Raw genomic sequence first — 24,172 nt, 5'->3', positions numbered from 1 at the left:
TTGCCCCGTGGGAAAGAAGGCCCGGAAAACCCTGGAAGCCTATGTGACTGCCCAGCTGGACGAGTTGGACAACGCCCTGCCCATGCTCGCCTCGCCCGACCATGAAGCGGTCCATCGCAGCCGGGTGGCCATCCGCCGGCTCCGCTCCGTCCTGGCCTGCTACCGGGGCTTGGTGCCGCGCCTGCGCCGGCCGCTCCGCCGGGAGCTCCGCTGGTTGGCGCGCTCGCTCGGCGAGGCCCGCGACCAGCACGTCCTGGCGCAGCGCATGAGGCTCTCGATCGATGCCCGGGCGTCCTGGGAGGCGCCGGAAGCGCTTTACCGCGCGGTGGAATCGCTCGACAGCGGCGCTGGCCGGGCGGCGGCGGAGCTTGGCCGGAAGAAACGCTGCCGCCGGATTGTCCGGAACGTCCGGTCCGCACTCGGCTCCGCGGACCGCGTCAAGGTCAGGAGGGAAGCCTTGGCGTACCGGATGCAGGGGCAGTGGGAGCTGATCCGCGAGGAGCTCGACGGCGCCGGGGCCACCTCGAGCGAAGCCGTCAGGAATTCGGCCCTGCACGAGGCCCGGAAAGAGGTCAAGCGGCTGAGGTATGCCGCCGAAGCCGTGACGGAGACCTTCGGGCCGGACACTGCCGCCATCATCCAGCCGGCCATCACCTTCCAGCGGGTCCTTGGCGAGCAGCACGACGCCGTGGTTGCCGGCGAATGGCTGGCGGGCCTGGAAGGGGAGCCCGACGTCGACAGCCGGGACGTGCGGTTCCTGCGGGATGTGGAGGAGCGCAGGCGGATCCGGGCTGAGGAGGACTTCCGTCTCGCGGCATTGGAGTACCCGATCCCGGCGGCCCGCCGGGTGCTGAATTTCGAACCGGCGGCCGCGGAATTCGCCGCTGAGACGGCGATTACCGCAGGCTCCGCAAAGTAGCGGTACGCCAAGCGGCGGCGCTTTAAAGTAGCGGCGCACCCGGGCGGATGCCAGTCAAAAGCCCGTTGTGACCCTTCTGCCGACCTTGAAGGTCATCTACCTCGCAGTAGCTTTCGGACAGCGCAGGGCTCTCGTTAGGCTCGTATGGCGCAGGCCACACCAACGGCCGCACGCATGCAAAGAGGCACCCAAGGGGGAAACAGCACCGTGGCTGGACAGTTCCAGATTCTCAAAGACAACAACGGCAGCTACCGGTTCCGGCTCACCGCCGCGGACGGCACGCTGGTGGCGGAATCGCCGCAATTCAAGCACTTGAGCGCAGCGGTGGAGGGCATCAACGCCGTCCGCGAAAACGCGGCCACCGGCATCATCGTGGACCAGTCGAAGTCGAAGCGCGCCGCGTAATCCGGAATTCGCTGCTGCGGGGCGGCTCGCCGGAGCCAGGCGGCGGCCGCCCGGCCGCACCGCTCACATGACGATCTGGTGGATCCGTTCCTCGTCCCAGGGCAAAGTCCAGCCGAGGGCGTCGAACAGGCTGTTGAGGACCATGGCCGTGAATCCCCAGACCACCACGCCGTTCACCAGGAACACCGGTCCGGTGAAGGTCCGCCCTCCCCGGGTGAGGCTTCCGGTATAGCGGTTGGCCGGTTCCAGCAGGTCGCGCACCGGGACCCGGAACACCTGGGCGGACTCGGCGTAGTCCACCACGCGGACCGGCGACGGCGAGGCCCACCACGCCAGGACCGGCGTCACCACGAAGTTGCTGCGGCTGAGCCCGAGTTCGGGCAGGGTGCCCAGCACCTGGACGCCGCCGGTATCGAGGCCTGTTTCCTCCACGGCTTCACGCAGCGCGGCGGCCACCGCGGAGTCGTCCGTGGGATCGATGGTGCCGCCAGGGAAGGCCACCTGCCCGGGGTGGGCGTCAAGTGTGTGGGCGCGCTCCAGCATCAGCACGTCAAGATCGGCGGGAACCACGTCCTTGCTGGATTTCGCCGGCACGTCATCCAGCACGCCGAACAGCATCAGGACCGCGGCATGGCGGGCCAGGCCCGCGTCCACCTCGCCCACGGCGATCCGCGGGTCCATCGCCGGGTGCTCCCCCTCCTCGATCCGGGACACCAGGTACAGCAGGTCACCGAGGGCCGTCACTTCCGGGCCGTCCTCAACTCCAGCTGGGACTGCATCCGGATCTCCGCGGCCCGCGACGTTTCTGCCAGCAGCTTGGCGAGAAGTTCCTCCTGGCCCGGGGCGAGTTCATACTTGAGCAGCTTGGCGGCCTTCGCCGGATCGGTTTCGCCCATGCCATAACTGGGACACCAATTCGCCACGGGACAGGCACCGCAGGCAGGCCGCCGGGCATGGCAGATCCGGCGGCCATGGAACACCACCCGGTGCGAGAGCATGGTCCAGTCCTTGGGCTCGAACAGCTCCGCGACATCGAACTCGATCTTCACGGGATCTTCGGACGCGGTCCATCCGAAGCGCCGCGCGAGCCTGCCGAAATGCGTGTCCACGGTGATGCCGGGGACACCGAAGGCATTCCCCAGGACCACGTTGGCCGTTTTCCGCCCGACTCCGGGAAGCGTCACCAGGTCCTCAAGGCGGCCCGGCACCTCGCCGTCGAACTCGTCCACCAAGCGGTTGCTCAGCGCCAGGACGTTCTTCGCCTTGGCCCGGTAGAAGCCGGTGGGCTGGATGATCGCTTCGAGCTCCGCCGGATCCGCCTCGGCCATGGCCCGGGCGTCCGGATACCTGGCGAACAGGATCTTGGTGACCTGGTTGACCAGGATGTCGGTGGTCTGCGCGGAAAGCACCGTGGCAACGACCAGTTCAAACGGGTTCCGGAAGTCCAGTTCGGCGTGGGCGTAGGGGTACTTTTCCGCGAGTTCCTTGTTGATCCTGCGGGCGCGGCGCTTGAGGGCCAGCGGTGTTTCGGCGACGGCGGCGGGCACGGTTGGTCCTGCTCAGCCGCGTTCGATGTGGCTGAGGTCCCGCAGGACCCCGAGCCTTCCGTCGGTGTTCTGGACGAGGAATTCCTCGCCCCTGTCTTCCAGCGCAAGGACCCAGCCGCCAGGCTGGATGGTGAAGGCCGGGGCGCCGCTGTGCTCGTCGACAGCCACGCGGGGCTGCGGGACGGCAAACCAGAAGGCCTCGTAGGCCGGCTGCTCGTGGTCCTCCTCGGGGCGGCTGGCCGGATCCACCGTGGCACCGATCGGCTCCACCGTGCGGCTTTCCTGCTGCTTGGCCCCCGCTTCCTGCGTCCGGTCAACGACGGGGTGCGCCATGGTGGCGGCGATGCCTTCGCGGGCAGGTGCCTCGTCACTGCCGCCGGGGGTGCCTCCCTCTGGGGCCTCGGTCTTATCAGCGGGAACTTCGGTATCGGTTGGGGATTCGGGGGTGTCGCCAGCAGACGGTTCTGCGGCGGAAGGTGCGCCGGAAGCGGAAGCCGGGGCACCGGCGTCGTTGGCTTCAGCCGCTGCGGGGGCGGGCGCCGCGGAGGCAAGCGGCGCCGGGACCACCGCGAAAGGACCGCCGGACGCGGGAGCGCCGGCAACGGGACCCGCAGCCGGAACGGCTGCCGTGGGCTGCGCTGCACCGGACTGGGCTGGGCCCGGTCGAACAGGGCCGGACTGAACTGGCCCGGGCGCGGCTGCCTTCTGTACGGGCTTGGGGGCGGCCGGCTTCCGGAAGGGAGCGACGGCGTCGCGCGCCACAGGGTGCGCCGGGGCCTCGGGGCGGTCGCGGAAGTCGTCCCGCAACAACGGAACGTGCGGGGCGAGGACCGTGGCACCCAGCAGGGCGAGCGCACCCACCAGGCCGAGCAGCAGGTACCCGCTGAAGGCACCGGCCGTGCCCAGGAAGAAGAATGCCACCGAGAAGGAGGCCACCACGGATGCGAACTGGTCCACGGACAGCGAGCCGATGCGCACTGCGTTCTGCGGCTGCAGGCGGCGGGCCGCGAACAGCGCCGCGACGATCAAAGGCAGCACGATGCCGAGGCCCAGGAAGAAGAGGTTGTTGATGTTCCACAGGTTGTAACGGCCGAACATCGGGAGAAGGGATGCCACGAACAGCAGCAGGACGGAGCCGAAGACCACGAGGTCGCGCACCGTGAACGGGCCGGCAACGGCCTTGGCAGCCGCCGGCGCGGGGCTGCCCGCGGAGGAGAGCGCGGCGTTGCCGGCGGGGGAAGATTGTCCGGTACCGGGCGCCTGGGTCCCTTGCTTTGCCGCTCCGTCTCCGGAGGCGGGATTCAACTGGTTCATGACAGGTTCTCCTTTGCACTGCAGCGCCGGTTTCGGCAGTGTCCCGGCCGCCAGGACCGCCTTGCGTCGGACACACGCCCGGCACCCGCGGCCTGCGCCCCGGAACTCTTTCAGCCTATGCCAAGCCACTGACAGCCCCTAGCCGCCGGCCGCCGCTCGGCGCTAAATCCGCACCGCTCACGGCCGGAATGTGACGGGGCGCACTTCCTGTCGGAGGGAAGCGATAGTGTTTATGGCGGAAAGCATTCTGCGGTATTTTTCGCCGCGGGAACGCACAGCGACGTGTTCTGCCGCCGCGCGTTCCGGCGGCACTTCTCCGCAGCTCCGTCCGACGAGAGAGGTCCACATGTCCCAGGACGCCAAGGAATCAACGGTCACCGCTGCCCCCGCCGACGCCGGCACCGGTGACGCCCTGGAAAACCTGCTGCACGAAAACCGGAAGTTCGCTCCGTCCGAAGAGTTCGCCGCCAACGCCGTCGTTGGCGCAGGGGACTACGCGGAAGCAGCACAGGACCGCCCGGCGTTCTGGGCAAAGCAGGCCCGTGAACTGCTCACCTGGTCCAAGGACTTTGACCAGGCACTGGACTGGTCCAATCCGCCCTTTGCCAAGTGGTTCGTGGGCGGCGAAATCAATGCTGCCTACAACGCCCTGGACCGCCACGTCGAAAACGGCCTCGGGGACCGCGTGGCCATCCACTTCGAAGGCGAACCCGGAGACACGCGCAGCTACAGCTACGCGGAACTGACCGAAGAGGTCAAGAAGGCCGCCAACGCTTTCGAATCGCTCGGCGTGGCGAAGGGCGACCGCGTGGCCGTGTACCTGCCCATGATTCCCGAAGCCGTGATCACCCTCCTGGCCTGCGCCCGGATCGGCGCCGTGCACTCGGTGGTTTTCGGCGGCTTCTCCGCCGACGCCCTGCGTTCGCGGATCGACGACGCCGAGGCCAAGCTGGTGGTTACCGCGGACGGTACCTTCCGGCGCGGCAAGCCCAGCGCGCTGAAGCCGGCCGTGGACGAGGCCCTGGCCAAGGAAGGCCACACGGTGGAGAACGTGGTGGTGGTCAAGCGCAACGGCGAATCCGTGAACTGGGTGGAAGGCCGGGACAAGTGGTGGGACGAAACGGTCGGCACGGCGTCAACGGAACACACCGCCGTCGGGCATGACTCCGAGCACCCGCTGTTCATCCTCTACACCTCCGGCACCACCGGAAAGCCCAAGGGGATCCTGCACACCACGGGCGGCTACCTCACCCAGGGCGCCTACACCCACAAGGCCGTGTTCGACCTGCACCCGGAGACGGACGTGTTCTGGTGCACGGCCGACGTCGGCTGGGTCACCGGCCACTCGTATGTCGCCTACGCGCCGCTCATCAACGGCGCCACCCAGGTCATGTACGAAGGCACCCCGGATTCCCCGCACCAGGGCCGCTGGTGGGAAATCGTGGAGAAGTACAAGGTCTCCATCCTCTACACGGCGCCCACCGCCATCCGCACCTTCATGAAGTGGGGCAAGGACATCCCTGCCAAGTACGATCTCTCCTCCATCCGCGTGCTCGGCTCCGTGGGCGAACCCATCAACCCGGAAGCCTGGATGTGGTACCGGGAGGTCATCGGCGGCAACGGCGGGAAGAAGGACACCCCCGCGCCTATCGTGGACACCTGGTGGCAGACCGAGACCGGCGCCCAGATGATCGCGCCGCTGCCCGGCGTCACGGCCACCAAGCCCGGCTCCGCGCAGGTCCCGCTGCCGGGCATCGCCGTGGACGTGGTGGATGAACTGGGCGAATCCGTCCCCGACGGGCACGGCGGCTACCTTGTGGTCCGCGAACCCTGGCCGTCCATGCTGCGCGGCATCTGGGGCGATCCCGAACGCTTCAAGGACACCTACTGGTCCCGTTTCGAGGCCATGTACTTCGCCGGCGACGGCGCCAAGAAGGACGAAGACGGCGATATCTGGCTGCTCGGCCGCGTGGACGACGTCATGAACGTTTCCGGGCACCGGCTCTCGACGACGGAAATCGAGTCCGCGCTGGTCTCCCACCCCTCGGTGGCGGAGGCCGCCGTCGTGGGCGCCGCGGACGAGACCACGGGACAGGCGGTCGTCGCGTTCGTGATCCTGCGCGGGGACGCCGCCAACAACGGCGACGAAACCGTGCAGGAACTGCGCAACCACGTGGGCAAGGAAATCGGCCCCATCGCCAAGCCCAAGCACGTGCTGGTGGTACCGGAACTGCCCAAGACCCGTTCCGGCAAGATCATGCGCCGCCTCCTGAAGGACGTCGCGGAAGGCCGCGAGGTGGGGGACGCCACCACCCTGTCGGATCCGACCATCATGCAGCAGATCGCCGAGTCCCTGCGGAAGTAGCGGTCTTATTCAACGCACGACGGCGCCGGCCCCCTTTGGCGGGGACGGCGCCGTCGGCGTTAGGACGCTCGGCCGCAGTCCCTCGCCCGGGCCCCTCGCGCCCTAAACTGAAGTCGTCCGCTTCCCCCGTCTCAAGGACCACACCAATGCTCCAGGCCGCACGCCACACCGCCATTGTCGACGCCGTCCAGCGCGAACGGGTCGTGCGCGTCACCGATCTGGCCCAGGCGCTTGGCGTCTCGGCCATGACCGTGCGCCGGGACATCGAGAGCCTCGAAGAAGCGGGCCTTGTGGAACGCATCCACGGCGGCGCCAAGCTGCCCGGCGACGCCCGCACCCACGAGCCCGGCTTCGAGCAGAAATCCACGCAGGCCATCACGGAGAAGCAGGCCATCGCCGCCGAGGCCGCCACACTGGTCAAGGAAGGCTCGGCCATCGGCCTCAGCGCCGGCACAACCACCTACGAGCTCGCCAAGCTGCTGCTGGACGGGCCCCGGGTCACTGTCGTCACCAACTCCATCAGGATCGCCGAACTTTTCCACCACGATCCCGGAACTGCCCGGCGCGGCACCTCGGTGATCGTCACGGGCGGCGAGCGCACGCCGTCGGACGCGCTGGTGGGTCCGATCGCCACGTCGGCACTGAAGCAGCTTCACTTGGACACCTTGTTCCTGGGCGTGCACGGCATGGATGCGCAGGCCGGCTTCACTACCCCGAACCTGCAGGAAGCCGAAACCAACAAGGCCTTCATGGCGTGCGCCCGCAATGTGGTGGTCCTTGCGGACAACAGCAAATGGGGAACCGTGGGCATCGCGTCAATCGCCGCACTGGACGAAGCGGATGAGCTCATCACGGATCCCGGCCTCGGCGAGGAGGCCCGCCGGGTCCTCGCCGAAGGGGTCGGCAAGCTGCGGATCGCAGAAAGCTAACACGCCCTCAGGCAACCCGTCCCAGCCGGGACGAAATCGCCGAACCCAGCAGAAGCACCCGGAAAGTGCGCTCCGTAGCTTCGCGCAGCAGCGTGGCCCCTTCGGCAACAGCATGGTCCAGATCCATGGGGACCGGAATGATTCCGGCGATGGCGTCGATCCCCGCCGCGTGCACGTCCGCGGCATCCTTGCCGATCGATCCGGCGAGGGCAAGCACGGGGACCCCGGCGGCCTGCGCGCGCCGCGCCACTTCTGCAGGCACCTTGCCCCGTGGTGTCTGGAAGTCGATGGCGCCTTCAGCGGTGACCACCAGGTCCGCGCCCGCGATGTGCGCGTCAAGGTCGACGCCGGCCAGCCCGGAGTCGAGAAGCAGGTCAAAGCGTGGGACCAGGCTGGCACCGATCGCGGCCAGCCCCGCGCCGAGCCCGCCGGACGCCCCCGTTCCCGGCCCGGTCCGCAGGTAGTCCGCGGAAACGCCGGCGGCATCCGCCAACAGTTGCGCCCACTGCTCGAGGCCAAGGGACAACTGTTCCACCTGTTCCGGGGTGGCACCCTTCTGCGGGCCGAAAACCCGGGCCACGCCCGTGGGACCGCACAGCACGTTGTATGGATTGAGTGCCAGTTCAATCCGGCATGCGGCAAGCCTGGGGTCAAGGCCGGAGAGCTCGACGGCGGCAGCACCACCCAGCGCCGCTCCGCCTTCGGCCAGCTCCCGCCCGTCCTCCCCAAGCACCCGGGCGCCGAGCGCACGCAAGGCGCCCGCACCGCCGTCGGACGTTCCGGAATCCCCGCATCCCACCACGATGCGCTCCGCCCCCTCATCCAGCGCGGCGAGGATCAGCTCCCCCACTCCCCTGGTGGTGGTCCTGCCGGGATCGCGGAGAGCCGCCGGCACCAGCCGGAGGCCTGCAGCCGCCGCCATCTCCACCACCGCGGTGGGCCGCCCGGCGTTCCCGAGCATGGCGAAATGCGAATCGACGGGATCCCCGACAGGTCCGGTGACGCGCCGCGGGACGAGCCGGCCGCCCGTGGCGCAGGCCAGGGCCGCCGCTGTCCCCTCGCCGCCGTCGGACAACGGGGCCGTGGTGATGTGGACACCCGGGATGACACGGCGGATGCCGGCCGCGATCGCGGCAGCGACTTCGGCGGCGTCGAGGCTCTCCTTGAAACCGGAGGGAGCCACCAGGATTCGTTGTGGAATGGACATGGCCATCGGGACACCTGTTTCTGCTCGGCCCAGCACAGGCTGGACTAGGGATGGATGAAGAGCGGCAGGCCCAGGAACGGCCAGACCGTGAAGCTGAAAAGAAGGACTACTGCCGTGCTGAGCGGCCCCAGCCAGGCTGAGAGGCGGAGCAGGTCTGCGGGTTCATAGTTGGGTTCGTCCTCCGGGCCGGCGAAGATCGCCACCGGCTTGGCGGAGGAGGTGAGGGTGTGGCAGAACCCCGCGGCGGCGGTTGAAGCGAACGCGGCGGCCATCGGTTCGACGCCCATGGGTGCGGCCGCGGCCACGATCACCGGGATCAGCACGGCGGAACGGGCCGAACGGGACTGGATCACCAAATGGGCCGCCGTGGAGATCGCCACTACGGCGACGACGAACACCACCGGTTTCGCAGGCCCCAGGAAGGCGAGCGGCCCCAGCAGCGAGGAGGCAAGCCACCCGGCCGCGCCGGACGTCACCAGGCTGGACCCCAGCGCCAGGGTGGCAGCCATGAAGATCAGCATGGACCAGGGCACCTTCTTCAATGCGGCGCCCAGCTTCACGGATCCGTAGCAGGGAAGGGACACCGTCAGCGCCCCCAGGAGCGCCACCAGGGCCGGGTCGAGGCCATGGATGCTTTCGGTACACCAGAGGGCCAGCACCGCCGCAAGGAGCAAGAGTGCGCGCTGTTCATCGAGACCCAGCGGGCCGCTGATCCGGGCACTGCTTGCTTCCTGCAGTTCTGCCAGGCCCACCCGCAGGGGCCGGCGGCGTTCCTCTGTATCCGTGAAGAGCCGGAGCACCAGTTCACACGCCATGAAGGACGAGACCAAAGCCAATGGCAAGCCGAGGAGGAGCCAGGCCGCGAAATCGAAACCCGGGTGCCCGGCGGACTGCAGCACCTGGCTGGTGATCAGATGCGCTCCCGCGCCAAGGAAGGACGCCACGGCGGACAGCAGGATGACGGTCGGGAACAGCACCGCGAGCATCTTGACGACGGCGGCACGTCCTTTCAGGGCCCCGCGCAGTGCCAGGAAGATCGGCAGCACCAGGGCGGCCCGGCCGGACGTGGCAGGGATGGCGAAGGCCGTGACCAGGAGCCCGAAGGTCACCAGGTACGCGAGCTGCCGGACGGTCCTCGCCCCGGACACCACGAAAGCAGCCCCGCGGGCAGCCAGGCCTGTGGACGCAACCGCCGCGGCGATGACGAAGGCCGCCATGAGCAGCCAGATGGATTCCTCGCCGAGCGTGTCGAACAGCTTCCCGGTGGGAAGGGTGCCGCTGAGGACGAGGGCGACGGCGGCACCCAGCGCAACGTAGGTGTCCTCCACTGTGGTGAAGATCCAGAACCAGACGGCTGCCACGAAGATGCAGAGCGTTATCGCCGCGTCCCCGTCCAGGCCCCAGCCGTTCGCGGCGATGATGCCGAAGAACCCGATCAGGGCGCATACGAGGCACAGGGAAGCGGCAGCGGCGGGTGGGAGGATCCGGGCGGACCTCCTGGCCGGTGGCGTCCCGGCTGTCCCGGCTGTCTGCGGGCGTGTTTCGTAATAGACCTGCTTCATGGCAGCCGGTATCCCGCGCCGCGGACCGTTTCCAGGCGGTCCGCGCCGATCTTGGCCCGCAGGGCCCGCACATACACGTCCACGACATTCGAGGCCGGGTCGAAGTCCATGTTCCAGGCGTGGGACAGAAGCTGCTCCCGGGTGAGGACCTGGCCGGGATGCCGCAGGAAGACCTCCAGCAGGGAGAACTCCCTGGCGGTCAGGTCCGTAGTGGTCCCGCCGCAGCTCACCCGGCGGCTGCGGAGGTCCAGGACCATGTCGCCGTGGCTCAGGTTGAGGACGGGGGCCGAATCGGCGTCGTCGTTCAGGCGCAGGCGGATCCTGGCCAGGAGTTCGGCGAACTGGAACGGCTTCGTCATGTAGTCATTCGCTCCGCTCTCCAGGCCGTAGACCGTGTCCGCCACGGAGTCGCTGGCAGTGAGGACGATGACCGGGGTCCTGCAGCCTTCGCTGCGCAGCCGCTCCAGCACCTCGAAACCGTTGAGCATGGGAAGCCCGATATCCAGGATGATCATGTCGAACTCCCCGGAGCGGGCCAGCACCAAGGCGCTTGCGCCGTCGTCCACCACCAGGCAGGAATACGCCGCGGCGCGCAGCCCCTTCTCGATGAAATCCGCGATCCGCCGGTCGTCTTCGGCGATAAGGATCCTGCTCACTGCTGCTCCTTGTCCTGTGTGTCATCACTCTGGTTCCGGCCGGCCGCGCCGGCCTCCGGGGCCGGGAAGGTCATGCCGAACGTGGCTCCCTGGCCTTTGCTGCTCCTGACCCAGGCCGTGCCGTGGTGCGCTTCGGCGATGCTGCGGACGATGGCCAGACCCAGCCCGGCCCCTGAGCGTGCTCTTCCGGGGTCGCGCGCGGCGTCTCCGCGGCGGAAGCGGCCGAAGATGACCGCCGCTTCCTCGGCGCCCACTCCGGCGCCTTGGTCCGAAACCCAGACCGTGAACGTGCGTTCGTTGCCCGTCCCGGAGAAATGCGAACCCAGCGACACTGTGCTTCCTTCCGGTGAGTACTGGCAGGCGTTCGTGGCCAGTTGGAGCACGGCCTGCGTCAAGCGCTGCGGATCGGCGGTAATCTCCCCTTCGGCGATTTCCAGGATCGGCCAGCCGCGGTCCCCCAATGCCTGGGCCTTGGCTTCGATATCCAGGAGCAAGGACGTGGCATCAACGGCCCGCATCTGCGCGAAGCCCGGCCGGTCGACCTTGGCCAGGAGCAGCAGGTCGGACACGATCCGCGCCATCCTGGCGAGTTCGTCGTCCACCAGTTCCAGCGTCCGGCGCCGGTCCGCGGCGTTGTCCTCCATGAGTTCGAGGTGTCCGCGGATCACGGTGATGGGCGTGCGGAGTTCATGGGAGGCGTCGTCGACAAATGCCCGTTGCGTCCGGTAGGCATCTTCCAGGCGGTCCAGCATGGTGTTGAAGGTCACGGCGAGCGCCGCGACGTCGTCATTGCCGCGGACCGGCACCCGGGTGGTCAGGTCGTTTTCCGAGATGTCGGCTGCCACCTTCCGGACCTCCCTGACCGGACGCAGGATCTGCCCGGCCACCAGCCAGGCGATTCCCGCGGTGACCGCGAGGCCGCCGAGCGACACGAAGAAGATGGTGAGGATGGGCCCTTCAACCTGCTCCTCCCGCGGGGCCATGTAATCCCCCACAATCAAGTAGCCGGTCTCACTGCCCGACACCACGGGCAGGCGGGCCCAGTGCATTTCCCCGCCGCTGGTCCGTGCGATTCCGGAGGCGTCCTGCTGGGTGCGGATGGAGTTCAGAAGGCGGGTATCACCGGGCAGTTGGTGTCCGGTGTCCGGTGAGCTCAGGGCGCCGCTGGGGGTGTACAGGACCTTCGGCCCCACCGTCCCGAGGATCACCTCGCCTTGTGCGGCCGACTGGCGGCTCAGGTACCTTTCGAGCATCTTCTCGATCGAGGTGAACGGCTTGGCCGTCGTCGGGTCGACACCTTCCTTCGCGAATGCCCGGAATTCCTCCAATTCCTGCGTGATGGCCTGGTGCGCCATGGTGCGGGCTTCGCCGATCAGCAGCGAGCGCACCGTGAGCATGACCGCCAGCAGGGTCATTGCCGTCGTGAAGAGGATCCAAGCCGCGATCCGCCAGCGGGCGGGCACCCTGGACCCCAGCCGGCGCCGGGCAGCGGAGGCAGGCTCCCGGGCCGGAAGCGGCGGCAGCGGGCTCTTCTGCACTGTCACGGAAACCATCAGTCGTCAACGTCGTCGGAGTCGTCGTCGCCGTCGATGACGACCGGCGGCAGCACGGGCGCCGGCGGGGCGGTCGACGGCGGGACGGTCGACGGCGGGGGCGTGGGCTTTGCGGGCGGTTTCGTCGGCGTGGGCACCGGCTTGGCCGTGCCCGGTTTCGTAGTGCCCGGCTTGGTAGCTGCAGGAGCCGGTTCGAGGGCGGGCGCCGGGGAGCCGTCCGGACCGGCCACCAGCCGCACGGGCTGCTCGTTCACCACCGGAGGCCCCGCGGGAGCACCCAGGAGGCTTCCGGCCAGGGCGAGGAACACCGGGACAAGCAGGATCCCGGCCATCAGGAGTATCCGTCGAAACATCTGCATGGATTCATCGTTGCAGGCTCGGATGAGCCTCCCATGAAACGAAAATGAGGATCTCTTCATGCGGCCCGGCCCTGTAAACAGGGACGGTACGACGACGGCCGCCCACCTTTTCGAGGTGGGCGGCCGTCTGTCGTGTGTTCCGGTGTGCCGGGCCTGGCTAGGAGGCGTTGTAGCCGTTGGGGTTGTTTTTCTGCCAGCGCCAGTGGTCTTCGGTCATCTGGTCGATGGTCTTGGTGGTGGACCAGCCCAGGTCCGCCAGGGCCGAGGACGCGTCGGCCCAGAACGCGGGCAGGTCGCCGGGCCGGCGGGAAGTGATCTCGTACGGCAGGGCGTGGCCGACCGCTTTTTCGAAGGAATGCAGCATCTCCAGTACGGAAGTTCCGCGCCCTGAGCCCAGGTTCCAGCGGTGCACGCCGGGCCGGGTGGCGACGTAATCCAGGGCCGCGACGTGCCCGTCGGCGAGGTCCACCACGTGGATGTAATCCCGCAGGGCCGTGCCGTCCGGGGTGTCGTAGTCCCCGCCGAACACCATCAGTTTCTCCCGCCGGCCCACGGCGACCTGCGCGATGAACGGGACGAGGTTGTTCGGGATTCCCTGCGGGTCCTCGCCGATCCGTCCCGAGGGGTGCGCGCCGACCGGGTTGAAGTAGCGCAGCAGTGCCACATGCCAGCGGGTGTCCGCGGCGCCGAGGTCGGTGAGGATGTCTTCGATCTGTTCCTTGGTACGCCCGTAGGGGTTGTTCGCCCCGATCTCCATCTTCTCGATGTACGGGATCGGGTTGTGCTCCCCGTACACAGTGGCCGAGGAAGAGAACACGATCGAACGTACGTCATGCGCATCCATGGCCCGGAGCAGGTTCAGGGTGCCCACGATGTTGTTGTGGTAGTACGCCAGCGGCTGCTGCACGGACTCGCCCACGGCCTTCAACCCCGCGAAATGGATCACCGCGTCAACGCTGTGCTGCCCGAAAACACTCTCCAATGCCGGCTCGTCCAGCAGGTCAGCCTCAACGAAGACCGCAGCCTTGCCGGCCAGCTCGGCCACCCGGCGCAGGGACTCTTCGGACGAGTTGACCAGGTTGTCCACCACAACCACCTCATGGCCGGACTCCAACAGGGCCAACACCGTATGCGAACCGATATAGCCCGTGCCGCCGGTAACAAGAATCTTCATGGTTTCCTTTTCCGTCTTCAGTTTCAGGAGTTCAGTCTTAAGGAGATCATTGGCAGCCGCAGGACGCACGCAGGACCAACTCACAGTCGAACACCTGGGTGCGCGGCGCTTCGTCCCGCCCGGAGCCGATGATAGCCCGGACACCGGCCTCGGCCATTTGCTTGACGGGCTGCCGGACCGTGCTCAGCGGCGGCCAGGAAAATTCAGCTTCCTCGGAGCCATCGAATGACATGACGGCGACGTCTTCCGGGACCCGCAGGCCGGCCTCGTGCAGTGCCTTCAGGAAGCCCACGGCCTGTTCATCAGACGTCACGAAGACGGCAGTGGGGCGGTCCGCCAAGGCGAGGAAGCGCTGGCCGGCGTCGTAGCCGCCGGGCCGGTCGAAGGTGCAACGGAAGATCCGGCCCTCCGAGGCGCCCAGGCCCTTGAGCGCCTCCCGCCAGCCGACTTCGCGGCCGTCCAGCGTATTTCCGGTGACCAGGCCCTGCACCAAGGCGATGTCGCGGTGCCCGTGGCTTGCCAGGTGTTCCACGGCCCGGCGGGAACTTCCCACGAATTCCGGGCCGATGGCATCAATCTCCAAGGGGTACTCGGAGAAGTTCAGCAGGACCGTCCTGATGCCCCGGCGTTCCAGTTCACCGACTTCCGGCCGGTGGTTCAGCACGGAGCAGAGGAACACTCCGTCCACCTGGCGATCCACGAAGTTGCTCAGGTGGTGCCGTTCCACGGTGAGCGAATCGCGCGAGTCACCCAGCAACATGGCATAGCCTTCGTCCTCGGCGGCCTTCTCGACGGCTTGGGCCAGCTTGGCGAAGAACGGGCTGGTGATCTTGGGAACCACCATCCCAAGGATGCGCGAAGACCCCATCTTGAGGGCCCGCGCCGTGACGTTGGGCCGGTAGCCGAGCGTGGCAATGGCCTGCCGGACCTTCTCCTGCGTAGCCGGCGCCACGTTCTTCGGCCCTCCGTTGACCACATAGCTCACGACGGCGGTGCTGACGCCCGCCAAGCGGGCAACGTCCTTGCGCGTGACGGCGGCAGGCAGGGAGGCGGAGAGGTCCGGCATAGCCAACATCCTAGTTGGGGACCGTTTCCGCCCGCGGCGCAGCGGCCTGTGCATGAAGGCTTTCCGGGGCAGGTTTGGTGAATTGGCCGACAAACTGCCCGGCGCCTGCCGTTCCGAGTGAAAACGTCATTGTCCGGCTCCTCCTTGGGCCTCGCGGTGTGGAGTTCCTTGAGTGTCGCAGCGGGATCTACTCGAGTCAATCAGAACGCAATAAAGAACAAAATTTCTAACAAAAGTTAACATCAGCCCTTGACGCCCAGAAATCTACTCGTGTAGATTCAACCCAGTTGTTAGCCATGTCACACCGAAAGGTCGAAGATGACCACGCTCACCAAACAGCCCGGTCCGGGGCTCTCGGCCGGTGGGCCGCAGAAGTCGCGGAGACGGGGAAAGCCTGCCGCGGACTTCCGCGGCACCGGCGATCTCAAGATCGCGCTCCTCTTCATCGCACCGGCCATGCTCGGCTTCGTACTCTTCTACCTGGTCCCCACCATCCGCGGGATCTACCTGAGCTTCACCGAGTACAGCATCCTCGGCGACCCCGAATGGATCGGCACCCGGAACTACGAACGCATCGCCAAGGATCCGCTGTTCTGGAACGCCCTCGGCGTCACTAGCCAGTACGTCCTCATCAACATCGTGCTGCAGACCGCGCTGGCCCTCGGCCTGGCGATCCTGATGCACCGGGTGGCGAAGTCCACCATCGTCCGCGGGGCGCTCCTGATGCCCTACCTGATGGCCAACGTCATCGCCGCCCTGCTGTGGTTCTGGATGCTGGATTACCAGATCGGCATCGTCAACCAGCTCATCGAATGGACCGGGCTGCCCCGCGTGGCCTTCTTCGGCAGCGAGCAATGGGCCATCCCCACCCAGGCCCTCATCAACACTTGGCGCCACATGGGCTACACGGCGCTGCTCATCTTCGCCGGCCTGCAGGCCATTCCCCACAGCGTCTACGAAGCCGCCAGCATCGACGGCTCCAAGGCCATCAGCACCTTCTGGCGGATCACCCTCCCGCTGCTGCGCCCGGTACTGGTCCTGGTCCTGGTGGTCACCGTGATCGGGTCCTTCCAGGTCTTCGATACCGTCGCCGTCACCACCGCCGGCGGGCCCGTCAACGCCACCCGCGTGCTGCAGTTCTACATCTACCAGCGCGCCTTCAACGAACAGGACTTCGGCTATGGCTCGGCCCTCGCCGTCATCCTCTTCCTCATCCTCGCCCTCGTGGCCTTCATCCAGATGAAGTCCCTCCGCGGCAACCAGTCGGACCTGGACTAAGGACACCCCATGACCACCATCGACACCCGCCCGGCGGACTCCCGCCGGCGTCCGCAAAAGAAGCCGTTCAATTGGCGCCGCACCATCGCCTGGGTCCTGCTCGCCGTCGCGATCGCCGTCAGCGTCCTCCCCTTTTACTGGGTGCTGCGCACGGCACTCTCCACCAACGGTTCCCTCGCGGCCAACTCGGCAAGCCTGCTGCCGGCGGACTTCAACCTCGGCGCTTTCAAGCGCGTGTTCGGCCTCCAGACCGCGGAAGAAGCCATCGCCGAAGGCGGCTCCGGAGCGTCAATCAACTTCTGGCAGTACCTCTGGAACTCGCTGCTCTTCTCCAGCATCACCACCGCCGGCGCTGTCTTCTTCAGCTCGATGGCCGCCTACGCCTTCGCCCGGCTGCGCTGGAAGGGCCGCGACGGTGTGTTCTCCCTCTTCCTCGCCACCATGCTGGTACCGCCGATCTTCACGGCGCTGCCCAACTTCCTGCTGGTGAAGAACCTGGGCCTGCTCAACTCGATGCTCGGCCTGGTGCTGCCGTACCTGTTCATGACGCCGTTCGCCGTCTTCTTCATGCGCCAGTTCTTCCTGAACATGTCCCGCGAAGTGGAAGAGGCAGCAATGCTCGACGGCGCCAGGCACTGGCGGATCTTCTTCCAGATCGTCATGCCGAACGCGGCCGCCCCGATCGCCACGCTCGCGCTGCTCACCTTCATGGGGCAGTGGAACGAATATTTCTGGCCCCTGCTCGTAGGCACCTCCGAAGAATCCCGGGTACTGACCGTGGGCCTGGGTGTCTTCAAGTCCCAGTCCCCGCAAGGTGCACCGGACTGGTCAGGCCTCATGGCCGCCACGCTTGTTTCGGCCACGCCCGTGCTGATCCTCTTCGCCCTCTTCGGCAAGAAGATCGTCAACTCCATCGGCTTCAACGGAACCAAATAGCTTCCCCCATCCCCGCATCCATCAAACGTAAGGACCCACGATGAACACCAAGAAGGCAATCGGCGCCGTTGCCGTCGCTGCTGCCGCCGCACTTGCGCTCTCCGCCTGCGGTGGCGGAAGCACCGGCGGTGACTCCGCCAAGGGCGAGATCAGCTACTGGCTCTGGGACGCCAACCAGCTCCCCGCCTACCAGCAGTGCGCCACGGACTTCCAAAAAACCCACCCGGACATCAAGGTCAAGATCACCCAGACCGGCTGGGACGACTACTGGGGAAAGATCACCAACGGCATGGCCGCCGGCACCGCCCCCGATGTATTCACCAACCACTTGGCCAAGTACCCGGACTTCATCAAGACCAAACAGCTGGTGGCGCTCGATGACGCAGTAGCCAACGACAAGGTGGACCTCTCCCAGTACAACGAGGGCCTCGCTGACCTCTGGGTAGGCCAGGACGGCAAACGCTACGGCCTGCCCAAGGACTGGGACACCGTCGCCCTGTTCTACAACAAGAAGATGGCCGCCGACGCCGGGCTGACGGCTGAGCAGATGGCCTCCCTGAAGTGGAACCCGCAGGACGGCGGCAGCTACGAGAAGGCAATCGCCCGCCTCACCGTGGACAAAAACGGCAAGCGCGGAGACGAGCCCGGCTTCGACAAGAACAACGTGGCCGTCTACGGCCTTGGATTGGGCGGTTCCGGCGGGGAGAACGCCGGCCAGACCGAGTGGAGCTTCCTGGCAGCGTCCCTCGGCTGGACCACCACGGACAAGAACCCCTGGGGCACCCATTACAACTACGACGACAAGCGCGTCCAGGACACCATCGCGTGGTGGGCCTCGCTGGCCCAGAAGGGCTACATGCCCAAGCTGGAAGCCACCGTCGGCGCCAACGCTGCAGACAGCTTCGGCGCCGGCAAGGCAGCCATCAACAGCCATGGCTCATGGATGATCGGCCAGTACACGGGCTACAAGGGAATCGACGTCGGCATCGCGCCCACCCCGCAGGGCCCCGAGGGCCAGCGTGCCTCGATGTTCAACGGCCTGGCCGACTCCATCTGGGCGGGCACCAAGAAGAAGGACGCCGCCGTCAAGTGGGTCGAGTACCTCGCTTCCGCCGCCTGCCAGGATGTCGTGGCCGCGAAGGCCGTCGTCTTTCCCGCCATCAAGGGCTCTTCGGACAAGGCCGCGGCAGCATTCAAGGCCAAGGGTGTGGACGTCAGCGCCTTCACCCAGCACGTCAAGGACAAGACCACCTTCATGCTGCCCATCACGGACAACGCCGCCAAGGTGGCAGGCATCATGAAGCCCGCCATGGACGCCGTCGTCACCGGAAAGGCCCCGGCCAGCTCACTGTCCGCGGCCAATGAACAGGTCAACTCCCTCTTCGCCAAGTAGCACCCCCTCCTCCGCAACGCGGGGTCAGTTACGGCCCATCCTGCGCCGCAACACCGGCCGTAAGTGACCCCGCGTTGCCAGAAAAGAAAGACACCCCATGGACTCCATGTACCCGAGCCCGCTCCATCTGCGCTCCGCCGGAACGAGCCTGCTTCTCGCTTTCCATACCGGCGAGGCCCAGGTTGTCCACTGGGGCGCGGACCTCGGCAGCGAGCTGCCGGATCTCGAACTGCTCGGTGCTCCGGTGCCGCATTCGGCCCTCGACACCCCGATCGTGGGCGGGCTGCTCCCCCAGGCTTCCTCCGGCTGGCTTGGCCGTCCGGGACCGCGCGGGCAGCGCAGCGACGGCGGAGTACCCGGTTTCGCCTTCTCCCCCGCGCTGCGGGTGGTATCCGCTGAGCGGGTGCCGGCACAGAACGGCGGGGACACCGCCGTCGTGCTTCACAGCGATCCGGAGGCCGGCCTCGAAGTCCGCACCATGCTGCACCTGAACCCGGGCGGCCTGCTGGAACTGAGCCACGCGCTCACGAATACCGGGGATACGCCGTACCAGCTGGACGAACTGGGGCTGGTGCTCCCGGTGCCGGGGGACGCCGTCGAACTGCTGGACCTCACTGGCCGCTGGTGCCGCGAAAACCACCCGCAGCGGCACCAGATCGCACAGGGCACCTGGGTCCGTTCCGGCCGGCACGGCCGCACCGGGCACGACTCGTCGCTGCTCGTCGCCGCGGGCACGGCAGGTTTCGCCAACCGTTCGGGACGGGTGTGGGCCGTGCATTTCGGCTGGTCCGGCAACCACGAACAGTACCTCGACTCCCTTGCCGACGGCCGCCGCATGCTGGGTGCCGCGGAGCTGTTGGGACCGGGCGAGATCGTCCTCGCCTCCGGCGCCTCATATGCGACCCCGGTGCTCTACGCAGCGTATTCGGACCGCGGCGTGGACGGCGTCACGGAGCGTTTTTACGACTGGTTCCGCGCCCGCCCGCAGCACGTCCGCACGCAGAGCGCCGACGGCGAGCGCGGCGGCTCGGGCAAGGCCCGGCCGGTGGTCCTGAACACCTGGGAGGCCGTGTACTTCGACCATCGGATCGAGCCGCTGATCGAGCTGGCAGAGTCTGCGGCGGAGCTGGGCGTTGAGCGCTTCGTGCTCGACGACGGCTGGTTCCGCGGGCGCCGCGACGACCACGCCGGGCTGGGCGACTGGTTCGTGGACGAGACGTTGTGGCCGGAAGGCCTCACCCCGTTGATCGACGCCGTGAATTCCCGCGGCATGGAGTTCGGGCTGTGGGTGGAGCCGGAAATGGTGAACCTGGATTCGGACGTCGCCCGTGCGCACCCGGACTGGATCGTGGGCCCGGCGGCCAAGTCCCACAAGGACGGCGGGCGCTTGCCGCTGGAATGGCGCAACCAGCACATCATCGACCTCGCCAACCCGCAGGCCTGGCAGTACATCTACGAGCGCATCGACGCCTTGCTTCGTGAAAACAACATCGCCTATCTGAAGTGGGACCAGAACCGGGACCTCACCGAACACGGCCACCGCGGCCGGCCCTCCGTGCACGAACAGACGCTCGCCGCGTACCGGCTTTTCGATGCCCTGAAGGCCGCGCACCCGCACGTGGAAATCGAGTCCTGCTCTTCCGGCGGGGCCCGCGTGGACCTCGGCATCCTGCAACGCACGGACCGCGTGTGGGCCTCGGACTGCAACGACGCCTTGGAACGCCAGACCATCCAGCGCTGGACTCAGGCCGTCCTCCCGCCGGAACTGGTGGGCGCACATGTCGGCCCGACCCACTCGCACACCACGGGCCGCACGCACGACATCACTTTCCGCGCCATCACCGCCCTGTTCGGCCACTTCGGCATGGAATGGGACATCCGTCAGGCCACGGAGCGGGAACGGATCGTGCTGAAGCGGATCATCTCGATCTACAAAGAGCACCGCGGCCTCCTGCATTCCGGGGTACGGGTGCATGCGGACCTGGGCGAGCCGCAACTGCGTCTCCACGGCGTCGTGGCGCAGGACCGCTCAGAGGCGCTGTTCGCCGCCGTCGTGCTCGCCTCGATCGCCGCCGAGGTGCCGGGCCGGGTGGGCATTCCGGGCCTGGACCCGGAACGGACGTACAAGGTGGAGGCGCTGATGCCCACCTCCGCCGACCTCCCCGTCACGGTGGAAGGCGACGCCGCCAGCCCCTTCGTGCAGATCCAGCCACCCGCATGGCTCGACGGCGGCCTGACCGCCAGCGGCCGCTTCCTCACCGAGGTCGGGTTGCCGCTGCCTGTGCTGCGGCCAGAGCACGCGTTGCTGCTGAAGGTGAGCGCGGTGTAGGCACCGTTGTCCTGCGTTGTGAGGCCCGCTCTGCGTCCTTTGCCCCGCGCATTCGGCGTAGAGCGGGCCCCGCAGTTTTCCCCTGCTGTTGCGCGCCCCGGCGTAGGCTGTGGCTAAGGGTCCTTCGATCGCCGGGAGGCTGCCATGGACACCGAATCCGCCACCGTCAGCGGCCACGATGTCACCACGATCACTTGCGTCTGCGGCAACACAGTTGCCAGGGACGGGCTGATCCCGGCGAACTCCGATGGCGTGCCCATCCACGCCGGCCCGGATGTTCCGGCAGGCCTGGCTTCCTGGCCCGACGACGGCGAGCTGTTCACGCTGTGCCCCTCCTGTGGGCGGGTCTACAGCGACTCAGTGGTGGAGGAAACGGGCAAGGCGCCGGTGGCGTTCAGGGTGAACGTGGAATCCGGGCGGATCGCCGAGGCCATCCAGCTGCACTGGACGTCCTGATCAGGAGCCGGTTTCCATCCCTGTCATGGTGTATCGCCGCTCGATCCCGGCCGTGGCCCTGCCCCATTCGCTCGCGGCAACGCGTTCCTGGTGTCCTGTGAAAGCCTCGGCATCGCGGAAGCGCTCCTCGACCCGCCAGACCAGCGGGTCGCTCGTCCGCGTCACTTCGAAGGACAGGCAGCCTTCTTCGGCACGGGTCAGTTCAAGGTGCAAGGGAAGGTACCTGGCCACGGTCTCGGCTTCAACGGCGGTATGGCACACGAGCTCGCCGCTGAGGGTTACTTCCGGCACTGTGTTCCTTTCTACGGCAGGGACAACGCTGAACGTAACCCTAGGGCCCAGCTCCCCGTCCGGCGCCTCCGACGCGATAGATTGCAGGCATGACTGACGCATCCTCCGCCACCGCTGCCGGCCGCGGCACCATCCTGGTCCTGAACGGTCCCAACCTGAACCTGCTGGGCACCCGCGAACCGGAAAAGTACGGCACGTCCACCCTGGCCGACGTCGAACAGCTCGCCATGGACGCGGCGGCGGCGCACGGGTTCACCGTGGATTGCGTGCAGTCCAACCACGAAGGCGACCTCCTGGACGCCATCCACGCAGCCCGCGGCACCGCCGCCGGAATCGTCATCAACGCCGGCGCCTACACGCACACCTCAGTGGCACTGCGTGACGCCCTGGCCGCCGTCGAACTTCCCGCCGTCGAGGTCCACATCACCAATGTGCACAAGCGTGAGGAATTCCGGCACCACTCCTACCTGTCCCCCGTGTGCACGGCGGTGATTGTGGGCGCGGGCGTGCAGGGCTACAAGCTGGCCATCGATTTCCTGGCCGGCGCGGTTTCCTAGCCGCATGGGCCTGCTCGCGTCAGCCGAAGACGCCATTGTTTCCTGGAAACCCCTCACGGCCCGCGAAGAGGCAGCGAAGGAGGACTTCCTCGAGGGCCTGGCGCACGGCGCCGACATCCTCAGCCGCCGCCCCCTACCCTCGCATCTGACCGCGAGTGCCTTCGTCCTGGACGCAGCCAAGGAAAACATCCTCCTGGTCTTCCACGGCAAGGCCAGGTTCTGGGTCCAGCCGGGCGGTCATCTGGAGGACGGGGACGCCGCGGTCACGGAGGCCGCGCTCCGCGAAACCATTGAGGAAACCGGACTGTCGCGCGATCTCCTCAACGATGCCAAGGTGGTCGACCTCGACCACCACGCCCTGCCCGGAGCGTTCGGCCACTGCCGCTCACACCTGGATATCGGCGTCGCGGTTTTCACGGACGGAACACCGGAACCCACGGTCAGCGAAGAATCCGAAGCCGTCCGCTGGTTCCCGCTGGCCGCCCTTCCGGAGCCGGTAGCGCCCGAATTCCGGCGGCGCCTCGACGGCGTCCTGGCGCGGATGGGTCAAGGCCGCTTGGGTTAAGGTCCGCCTACTTCCGCGTGCACTGCCCCGCCGAAACCGCCGCGCTCAGCGCCGGTGCCCGCTCGGCCACCGGGGCCAGGTCCGCCATGGTGAGCGCGTAGCCCACCGCGACGTCGGAGGTCGTCTTCGCGAAGATGACGCCGGCTACCCGCCCCTGCTGGGACAGCAGCGGCCCGCCGGAGTTGCCCGGCTGCACATCGCCGGCAAGTTTGTAGACCCGTTCCGGCGACGGGTTGTTGCCGTAGATGTCCGGCACCAGCAAGGTGGAGACGCCCTGCACCGTGGCCGGTTTGGACTGGAACGGACCGCCGTGCGGGTAACCCGCGAAGGCTGCGGCGGATCCGGTGGGGAGGTCCGGCCCCAAGGGAAGCGGCGCCGTCGGCAGTCCCTCAACCGCGAGGACGGCGAGGTCCCGCTTACTGTCGAAATAGACCACCCGGCCCGGCAGCGCACCGCCGTCGGGCGTTTCCACCACGGGCTGCGGCACGCCGGCCACCACGTGGGCGTTGGTCACGACCCGCCCGGGCGACACCACAAATCCGCTTCCGGTCTGGTTCTGGCCGCACTGGTACGCGGTGCCCGCGATCCTCAGCACCGAACGCGCGGCGTTGTTCAGGGCAGGAGTATCCGTGCTGGCGTCCGGCACCGGGACCGGCGCCACCGGGCCGATCCCCTCAATGATCTTCGGGATGCCGTTGCCCATCACGGCAGACCGCAATTGCGCGACGGCGGACTTGACCGGGTTCGGGGTCAGCGCGTCGATGGAGCGGATCACCTTGGATTCGGCCAGCTGCTGCGAGACGAACGGCACACCGAGCGACGCAATGCTGAAAGACAGCATCGACATCACCAGCGCCGCCACAGCGACACTCGCGAAACCGCCCAACAGGCGGTCCAGGGCATGCAAAGGCTTGATCCGCACGGCCTGCCGGATCTTGTGGCCCACCCACGTGCCCAGGCCGTGGCCCAACACGATCAGCAGCACCGCCGAAGCGATGATGGCGGTCAACCGCCAGCCGCTCTCCGGCACCCAGCCGCTCACCAGCGGAACGGCGACGACGGCGGCCATCGCCCCCGCGGCAAAACCCGCCACGCCACCAAGTGTGACCAGGAAACCATTGCGCAGGCCGTAGATCAGGTAGGAAATGAGCGTCAGGATCAACGCCAGATCCAGGATGGTCAAGCCAAACACCAATGCTCCTCACGGCCGGGGTAAGCCCCAATTGTAGATGCGGCCCCTGACAGCCAGCCGACAGCGACGGCGACCCGCGGCGTGTGCAGATCCTCACCACCCAGCCCGTTTTCGGTGAT

At 67.5% G+C, this 24,172-nt stretch carries 23 protein-coding genes; 11 read left to right on the top strand and 12 right to left on the bottom strand.

Annotated elements, in window-relative coordinates:
• The first annotated feature begins 7 nt into the window (after window positions 1–7).
• Both BIU82_RS14210 and BIU82_RS14205 read left to right on the top strand, forming a co-directional pair.
• Entirely contained in the window at window positions 8–919 is a 912-nt protein-coding gene (locus BIU82_RS14210; protein ID WP_070350106.1) for a CHAD domain-containing protein, read from the top strand.
• Between the two features lie 207 nt (window positions 920–1,126).
• The gene (locus BIU82_RS14205; RefSeq protein ID WP_253182791.1) at window positions 1,127–1,324 is read left to right on the top strand and encodes a DUF1508 domain-containing protein; all 198 of its coding nucleotides are present in this window, start codon (window positions 1,127–1,129) and stop codon (window positions 1,322–1,324) included.
• A gap of 63 nt (window positions 1,325–1,387) precedes the next feature.
• Here the strand turns inward: BIU82_RS14205 and BIU82_RS14200 are convergent, their stop codons facing one another.
• From BIU82_RS14200 to BIU82_RS14190, 3 genes are read right to left on the bottom strand one after another with little or no spacing between them, the layout of a single operon-like run.
• A complete protein-coding gene (locus tag BIU82_RS14200) occupies window positions 1,388–2,068 on the bottom strand; it encodes a CoA pyrophosphatase (protein ID WP_070350104.1) in 681 nt (226 codons plus the stop codon).
• A complete protein-coding gene (gene nth / locus BIU82_RS14195; RefSeq protein ID WP_070350103.1) occupies window positions 2,065–2,871 on the bottom strand; it encodes an endonuclease III in 807 nt (268 codons plus the stop codon). Before nth ends, BIU82_RS14200 begins: the two co-directional genes overlap by 4 nt.
• Window positions 2,872–2,883: 12 nt before the next feature.
• Complete coding sequence (locus BIU82_RS14190) at window positions 2,884–4,185, bottom strand: hypothetical protein (protein ID WP_070350102.1); 1,302 nt, start codon at window positions 4,183–4,185, stop codon at window positions 2,884–2,886.
• 346 nt (window positions 4,186–4,531) lie between these two features.
• Between BIU82_RS14190 and acs the strand changes: the two genes are divergently transcribed.
• Window positions 4,532–6,550 carry an acetate--CoA ligase gene (gene acs / locus BIU82_RS14185; protein ID WP_070350101.1) on the top strand — a complete coding sequence of 673 codons (2,019 nt, stop codon included), beginning with the start codon at window positions 4,532–4,534 and terminating at the stop codon, window positions 6,548–6,550.
• 146 nt (window positions 6,551–6,696) lie between these two features.
• Entirely contained in the window at window positions 6,697–7,479 is a 783-nt protein-coding gene (locus BIU82_RS14180) for a DeoR/GlpR family DNA-binding transcription regulator (protein ID WP_070350100.1), read from the top strand.
• Window positions 7,480–7,486: 7 nt separating this feature from the next.
• On the opposite strand, the gene BIU82_RS14175 is transcribed toward BIU82_RS14180, so the two are convergent.
• From BIU82_RS14175 to BIU82_RS14145, 7 genes are all read right to left on the bottom strand, one after another.
• A complete protein-coding gene (locus BIU82_RS14175; protein WP_070350099.1) occupies window positions 7,487–8,692 on the bottom strand; it encodes a glycerate kinase in 1,206 nt (401 codons plus the stop codon).
• Between the two features lie 38 nt (window positions 8,693–8,730).
• Window positions 8,731–10,248 carry an SLC13 family permease gene (locus tag BIU82_RS14170; protein ID WP_083292357.1) on the bottom strand — a complete coding sequence of 506 codons (1,518 nt, stop codon included), beginning with the start codon at window positions 10,246–10,248 and terminating at the stop codon, window positions 8,731–8,733.
• Complete coding sequence (locus tag BIU82_RS14165) at window positions 10,245–10,904, bottom strand: response regulator transcription factor (protein WP_070350098.1); 660 nt, start codon at window positions 10,902–10,904, stop codon at window positions 10,245–10,247. Before BIU82_RS14165 ends, BIU82_RS14170 begins: the two co-directional genes overlap by 4 nt.
• Window positions 10,901–12,457 (bottom strand): ATP-binding protein, encoded by a 1,557-nt coding sequence (locus BIU82_RS14160; RefSeq protein ID WP_083292356.1) that lies wholly within the window; start codon window positions 12,455–12,457, stop codon window positions 10,901–10,903. The genes BIU82_RS14165 and BIU82_RS14160 overlap by 4 nt, the downstream gene beginning before the upstream one ends.
• The gene (locus BIU82_RS14155; RefSeq protein ID WP_139146622.1) at window positions 12,457–12,816 is read right to left on the bottom strand and encodes a hypothetical protein; all 360 of its coding nucleotides are present in this window, start codon (window positions 12,814–12,816) and stop codon (window positions 12,457–12,459) included. The genes BIU82_RS14160 and BIU82_RS14155 overlap by 1 nt, the downstream gene beginning before the upstream one ends.
• A 157-nt stretch (window positions 12,817–12,973) precedes the next feature.
• On the bottom strand, window positions 12,974–13,990 hold the full coding sequence (galE, locus tag BIU82_RS14150; RefSeq protein ID WP_070350096.1) for a UDP-glucose 4-epimerase GalE: 1,017 nt from the start codon (window positions 13,988–13,990) through the stop codon (window positions 12,974–12,976).
• A gap of 46 nt (window positions 13,991–14,036) precedes the next feature.
• Complete coding sequence (locus BIU82_RS14145) at window positions 14,037–15,056, bottom strand: LacI family DNA-binding transcriptional regulator (protein ID WP_070350095.1); 1,020 nt, start codon at window positions 15,054–15,056, stop codon at window positions 14,037–14,039.
• Window positions 15,057–15,512: 456 nt separating this feature from the next.
• On the opposite strand from BIU82_RS14145, the gene BIU82_RS14140 reads away from it, so the two are divergent.
• The 5 genes from BIU82_RS14140 (at window position 15,513) to BIU82_RS14120 (ending at window position 21,448) form a co-directional block, all read left to right on the top strand.
• The gene (locus BIU82_RS14140) at window positions 15,513–16,334 is read left to right on the top strand and encodes a sugar ABC transporter permease (protein ID WP_139146640.1); all 822 of its coding nucleotides are present in this window, start codon (window positions 15,513–15,515) and stop codon (window positions 16,332–16,334) included.
• Window positions 16,335–16,343: 9 nt separating this feature from the next.
• On the top strand, window positions 16,344–17,270 hold the full coding sequence (locus BIU82_RS14135; RefSeq protein WP_070350093.1) for a carbohydrate ABC transporter permease: 927 nt from the start codon (window positions 16,344–16,346) through the stop codon (window positions 17,268–17,270).
• A gap of 40 nt (window positions 17,271–17,310) precedes the next feature.
• The gene (locus BIU82_RS14130) at window positions 17,311–18,663 is read left to right on the top strand and encodes a sugar ABC transporter substrate-binding protein (RefSeq protein WP_070350092.1); all 1,353 of its coding nucleotides are present in this window, start codon (window positions 17,311–17,313) and stop codon (window positions 18,661–18,663) included.
• Window positions 18,664–18,760: 97 nt separating this feature from the next.
• Window positions 18,761–20,992, top strand: coding sequence for an alpha-galactosidase (locus BIU82_RS14125; protein WP_253182790.1), 2,232 nt, complete (start codon window positions 18,761–18,763; stop codon window positions 20,990–20,992).
• Between the two features lie 144 nt (window positions 20,993–21,136).
• Entirely contained in the window at window positions 21,137–21,448 is a 312-nt protein-coding gene (locus BIU82_RS14120; RefSeq protein WP_070350091.1) for a hypothetical protein, read from the top strand.
• Here BIU82_RS14120 and BIU82_RS14115 read toward each other — a convergent pair whose 3' ends face one another.
• Window positions 21,449–21,739 (bottom strand): antibiotic biosynthesis monooxygenase, encoded by a 291-nt coding sequence (locus BIU82_RS14115; RefSeq protein WP_070350090.1) that lies wholly within the window; start codon window positions 21,737–21,739, stop codon window positions 21,449–21,451.
• 89 nt (window positions 21,740–21,828) lie between these two features.
• On the opposite strand from BIU82_RS14115, the gene aroQ reads away from it, so the two are divergent.
• Both aroQ and BIU82_RS14105 read left to right on the top strand, forming a co-directional pair.
• Complete coding sequence (aroQ, locus tag BIU82_RS14110) at window positions 21,829–22,296, top strand: type II 3-dehydroquinate dehydratase (RefSeq protein WP_070350089.1); 468 nt, start codon at window positions 21,829–21,831, stop codon at window positions 22,294–22,296.
• 4 nt (window positions 22,297–22,300) lie between these two features.
• On the top strand, window positions 22,301–22,861 hold the full coding sequence (locus tag BIU82_RS14105) for an NUDIX domain-containing protein (protein ID WP_083292353.1): 561 nt from the start codon (window positions 22,301–22,303) through the stop codon (window positions 22,859–22,861).
• A 7-nt stretch (window positions 22,862–22,868) separates the two neighbouring features.
• Here BIU82_RS14105 and BIU82_RS14100 read toward each other — a convergent pair whose 3' ends face one another.
• Window positions 22,869–24,053, bottom strand: coding sequence for a MarP family serine protease (locus BIU82_RS14100; protein WP_070350409.1), 1,185 nt, complete (start codon window positions 24,051–24,053; stop codon window positions 22,869–22,871).
• Window positions 24,054–24,172 lie beyond the last annotated feature (119 nt).

The sequence above is a fragment of the Arthrobacter sp. SW1 genome, from assembly GCF_001766675.1.
Classification (GTDB): Bacteria; Actinomycetota; Actinomycetes; order Actinomycetales; family Micrococcaceae; genus Arthrobacter.
Note: the sequence above shows the minus strand (reverse complement) of the source record. Positions and strands in the feature narration are given on the sequence as shown.

Bases quoted from the DNA above. Each gene is read 5' to 3' on its own strand.
- BIU82_RS14190 (WP_070350102.1), bottom strand. From the start codon at position 4,185: ATGAACCAGTTGAATCCCGCCTCCGGAGACGGAGCGGCAAAGCAAGGG.
- acs (WP_070350101.1), top strand. From the start codon at position 4,532: ATGTCCCAGGACGCCAAGGAATCAACGGTCACCGCTGCCCCCGCCGAC.
- BIU82_RS14180 (WP_070350100.1), top strand. From the start codon at position 6,697: ATGCTCCAGGCCGCACGCCACACCGCCATTGTCGACGCCGTCCAGCGC.
- BIU82_RS14175 (WP_070350099.1), bottom strand. From the start codon at position 8,692: ATGGCCATGTCCATTCCACAACGAATCCTGGTGGCTCCCTCCGGTTTC.
- BIU82_RS14170 (WP_083292357.1), bottom strand. From the start codon at position 10,248: ATGAAGCAGGTCTATTACGAAACACGCCCGCAGACAGCCGGGACAGCC.
- BIU82_RS14160 (WP_083292356.1), bottom strand. From the start codon at position 12,457: ATGGTTTCCGTGACAGTGCAGAAGAGCCCGCTGCCGCCGCTTCCGGCC.
- BIU82_RS14155 (WP_139146622.1), bottom strand. From the start codon at position 12,816: ATGCAGATGTTTCGACGGATACTCCTGATGGCCGGGATCCTGCTTGTC.
- galE (WP_070350096.1), bottom strand. From the start codon at position 13,990: ATGAAGATTCTTGTTACCGGCGGCACGGGCTATATCGGTTCGCATACG.
- BIU82_RS14145 (WP_070350095.1), bottom strand. From the start codon at position 15,056: ATGCCGGACCTCTCCGCCTCCCTGCCTGCCGCCGTCACGCGCAAGGAC.
- BIU82_RS14140 (WP_139146640.1), top strand. From the start codon at position 15,513: ATGCTCGGCTTCGTACTCTTCTACCTGGTCCCCACCATCCGCGGGATC.
- BIU82_RS14135 (WP_070350093.1), top strand. From the start codon at position 16,344: ATGACCACCATCGACACCCGCCCGGCGGACTCCCGCCGGCGTCCGCAA.
- BIU82_RS14130 (WP_070350092.1), top strand. From the start codon at position 17,311: ATGAACACCAAGAAGGCAATCGGCGCCGTTGCCGTCGCTGCTGCCGCC.
- BIU82_RS14125 (WP_253182790.1), top strand. From the start codon at position 18,761: ATGGACTCCATGTACCCGAGCCCGCTCCATCTGCGCTCCGCCGGAACG.
- BIU82_RS14120 (WP_070350091.1), top strand. From the start codon at position 21,137: ATGGACACCGAATCCGCCACCGTCAGCGGCCACGATGTCACCACGATC.
- aroQ (WP_070350089.1), top strand. From the start codon at position 21,829: ATGACTGACGCATCCTCCGCCACCGCTGCCGGCCGCGGCACCATCCTG.
- BIU82_RS14105 (WP_083292353.1), top strand. From the start codon at position 22,301: ATGGGCCTGCTCGCGTCAGCCGAAGACGCCATTGTTTCCTGGAAACCC.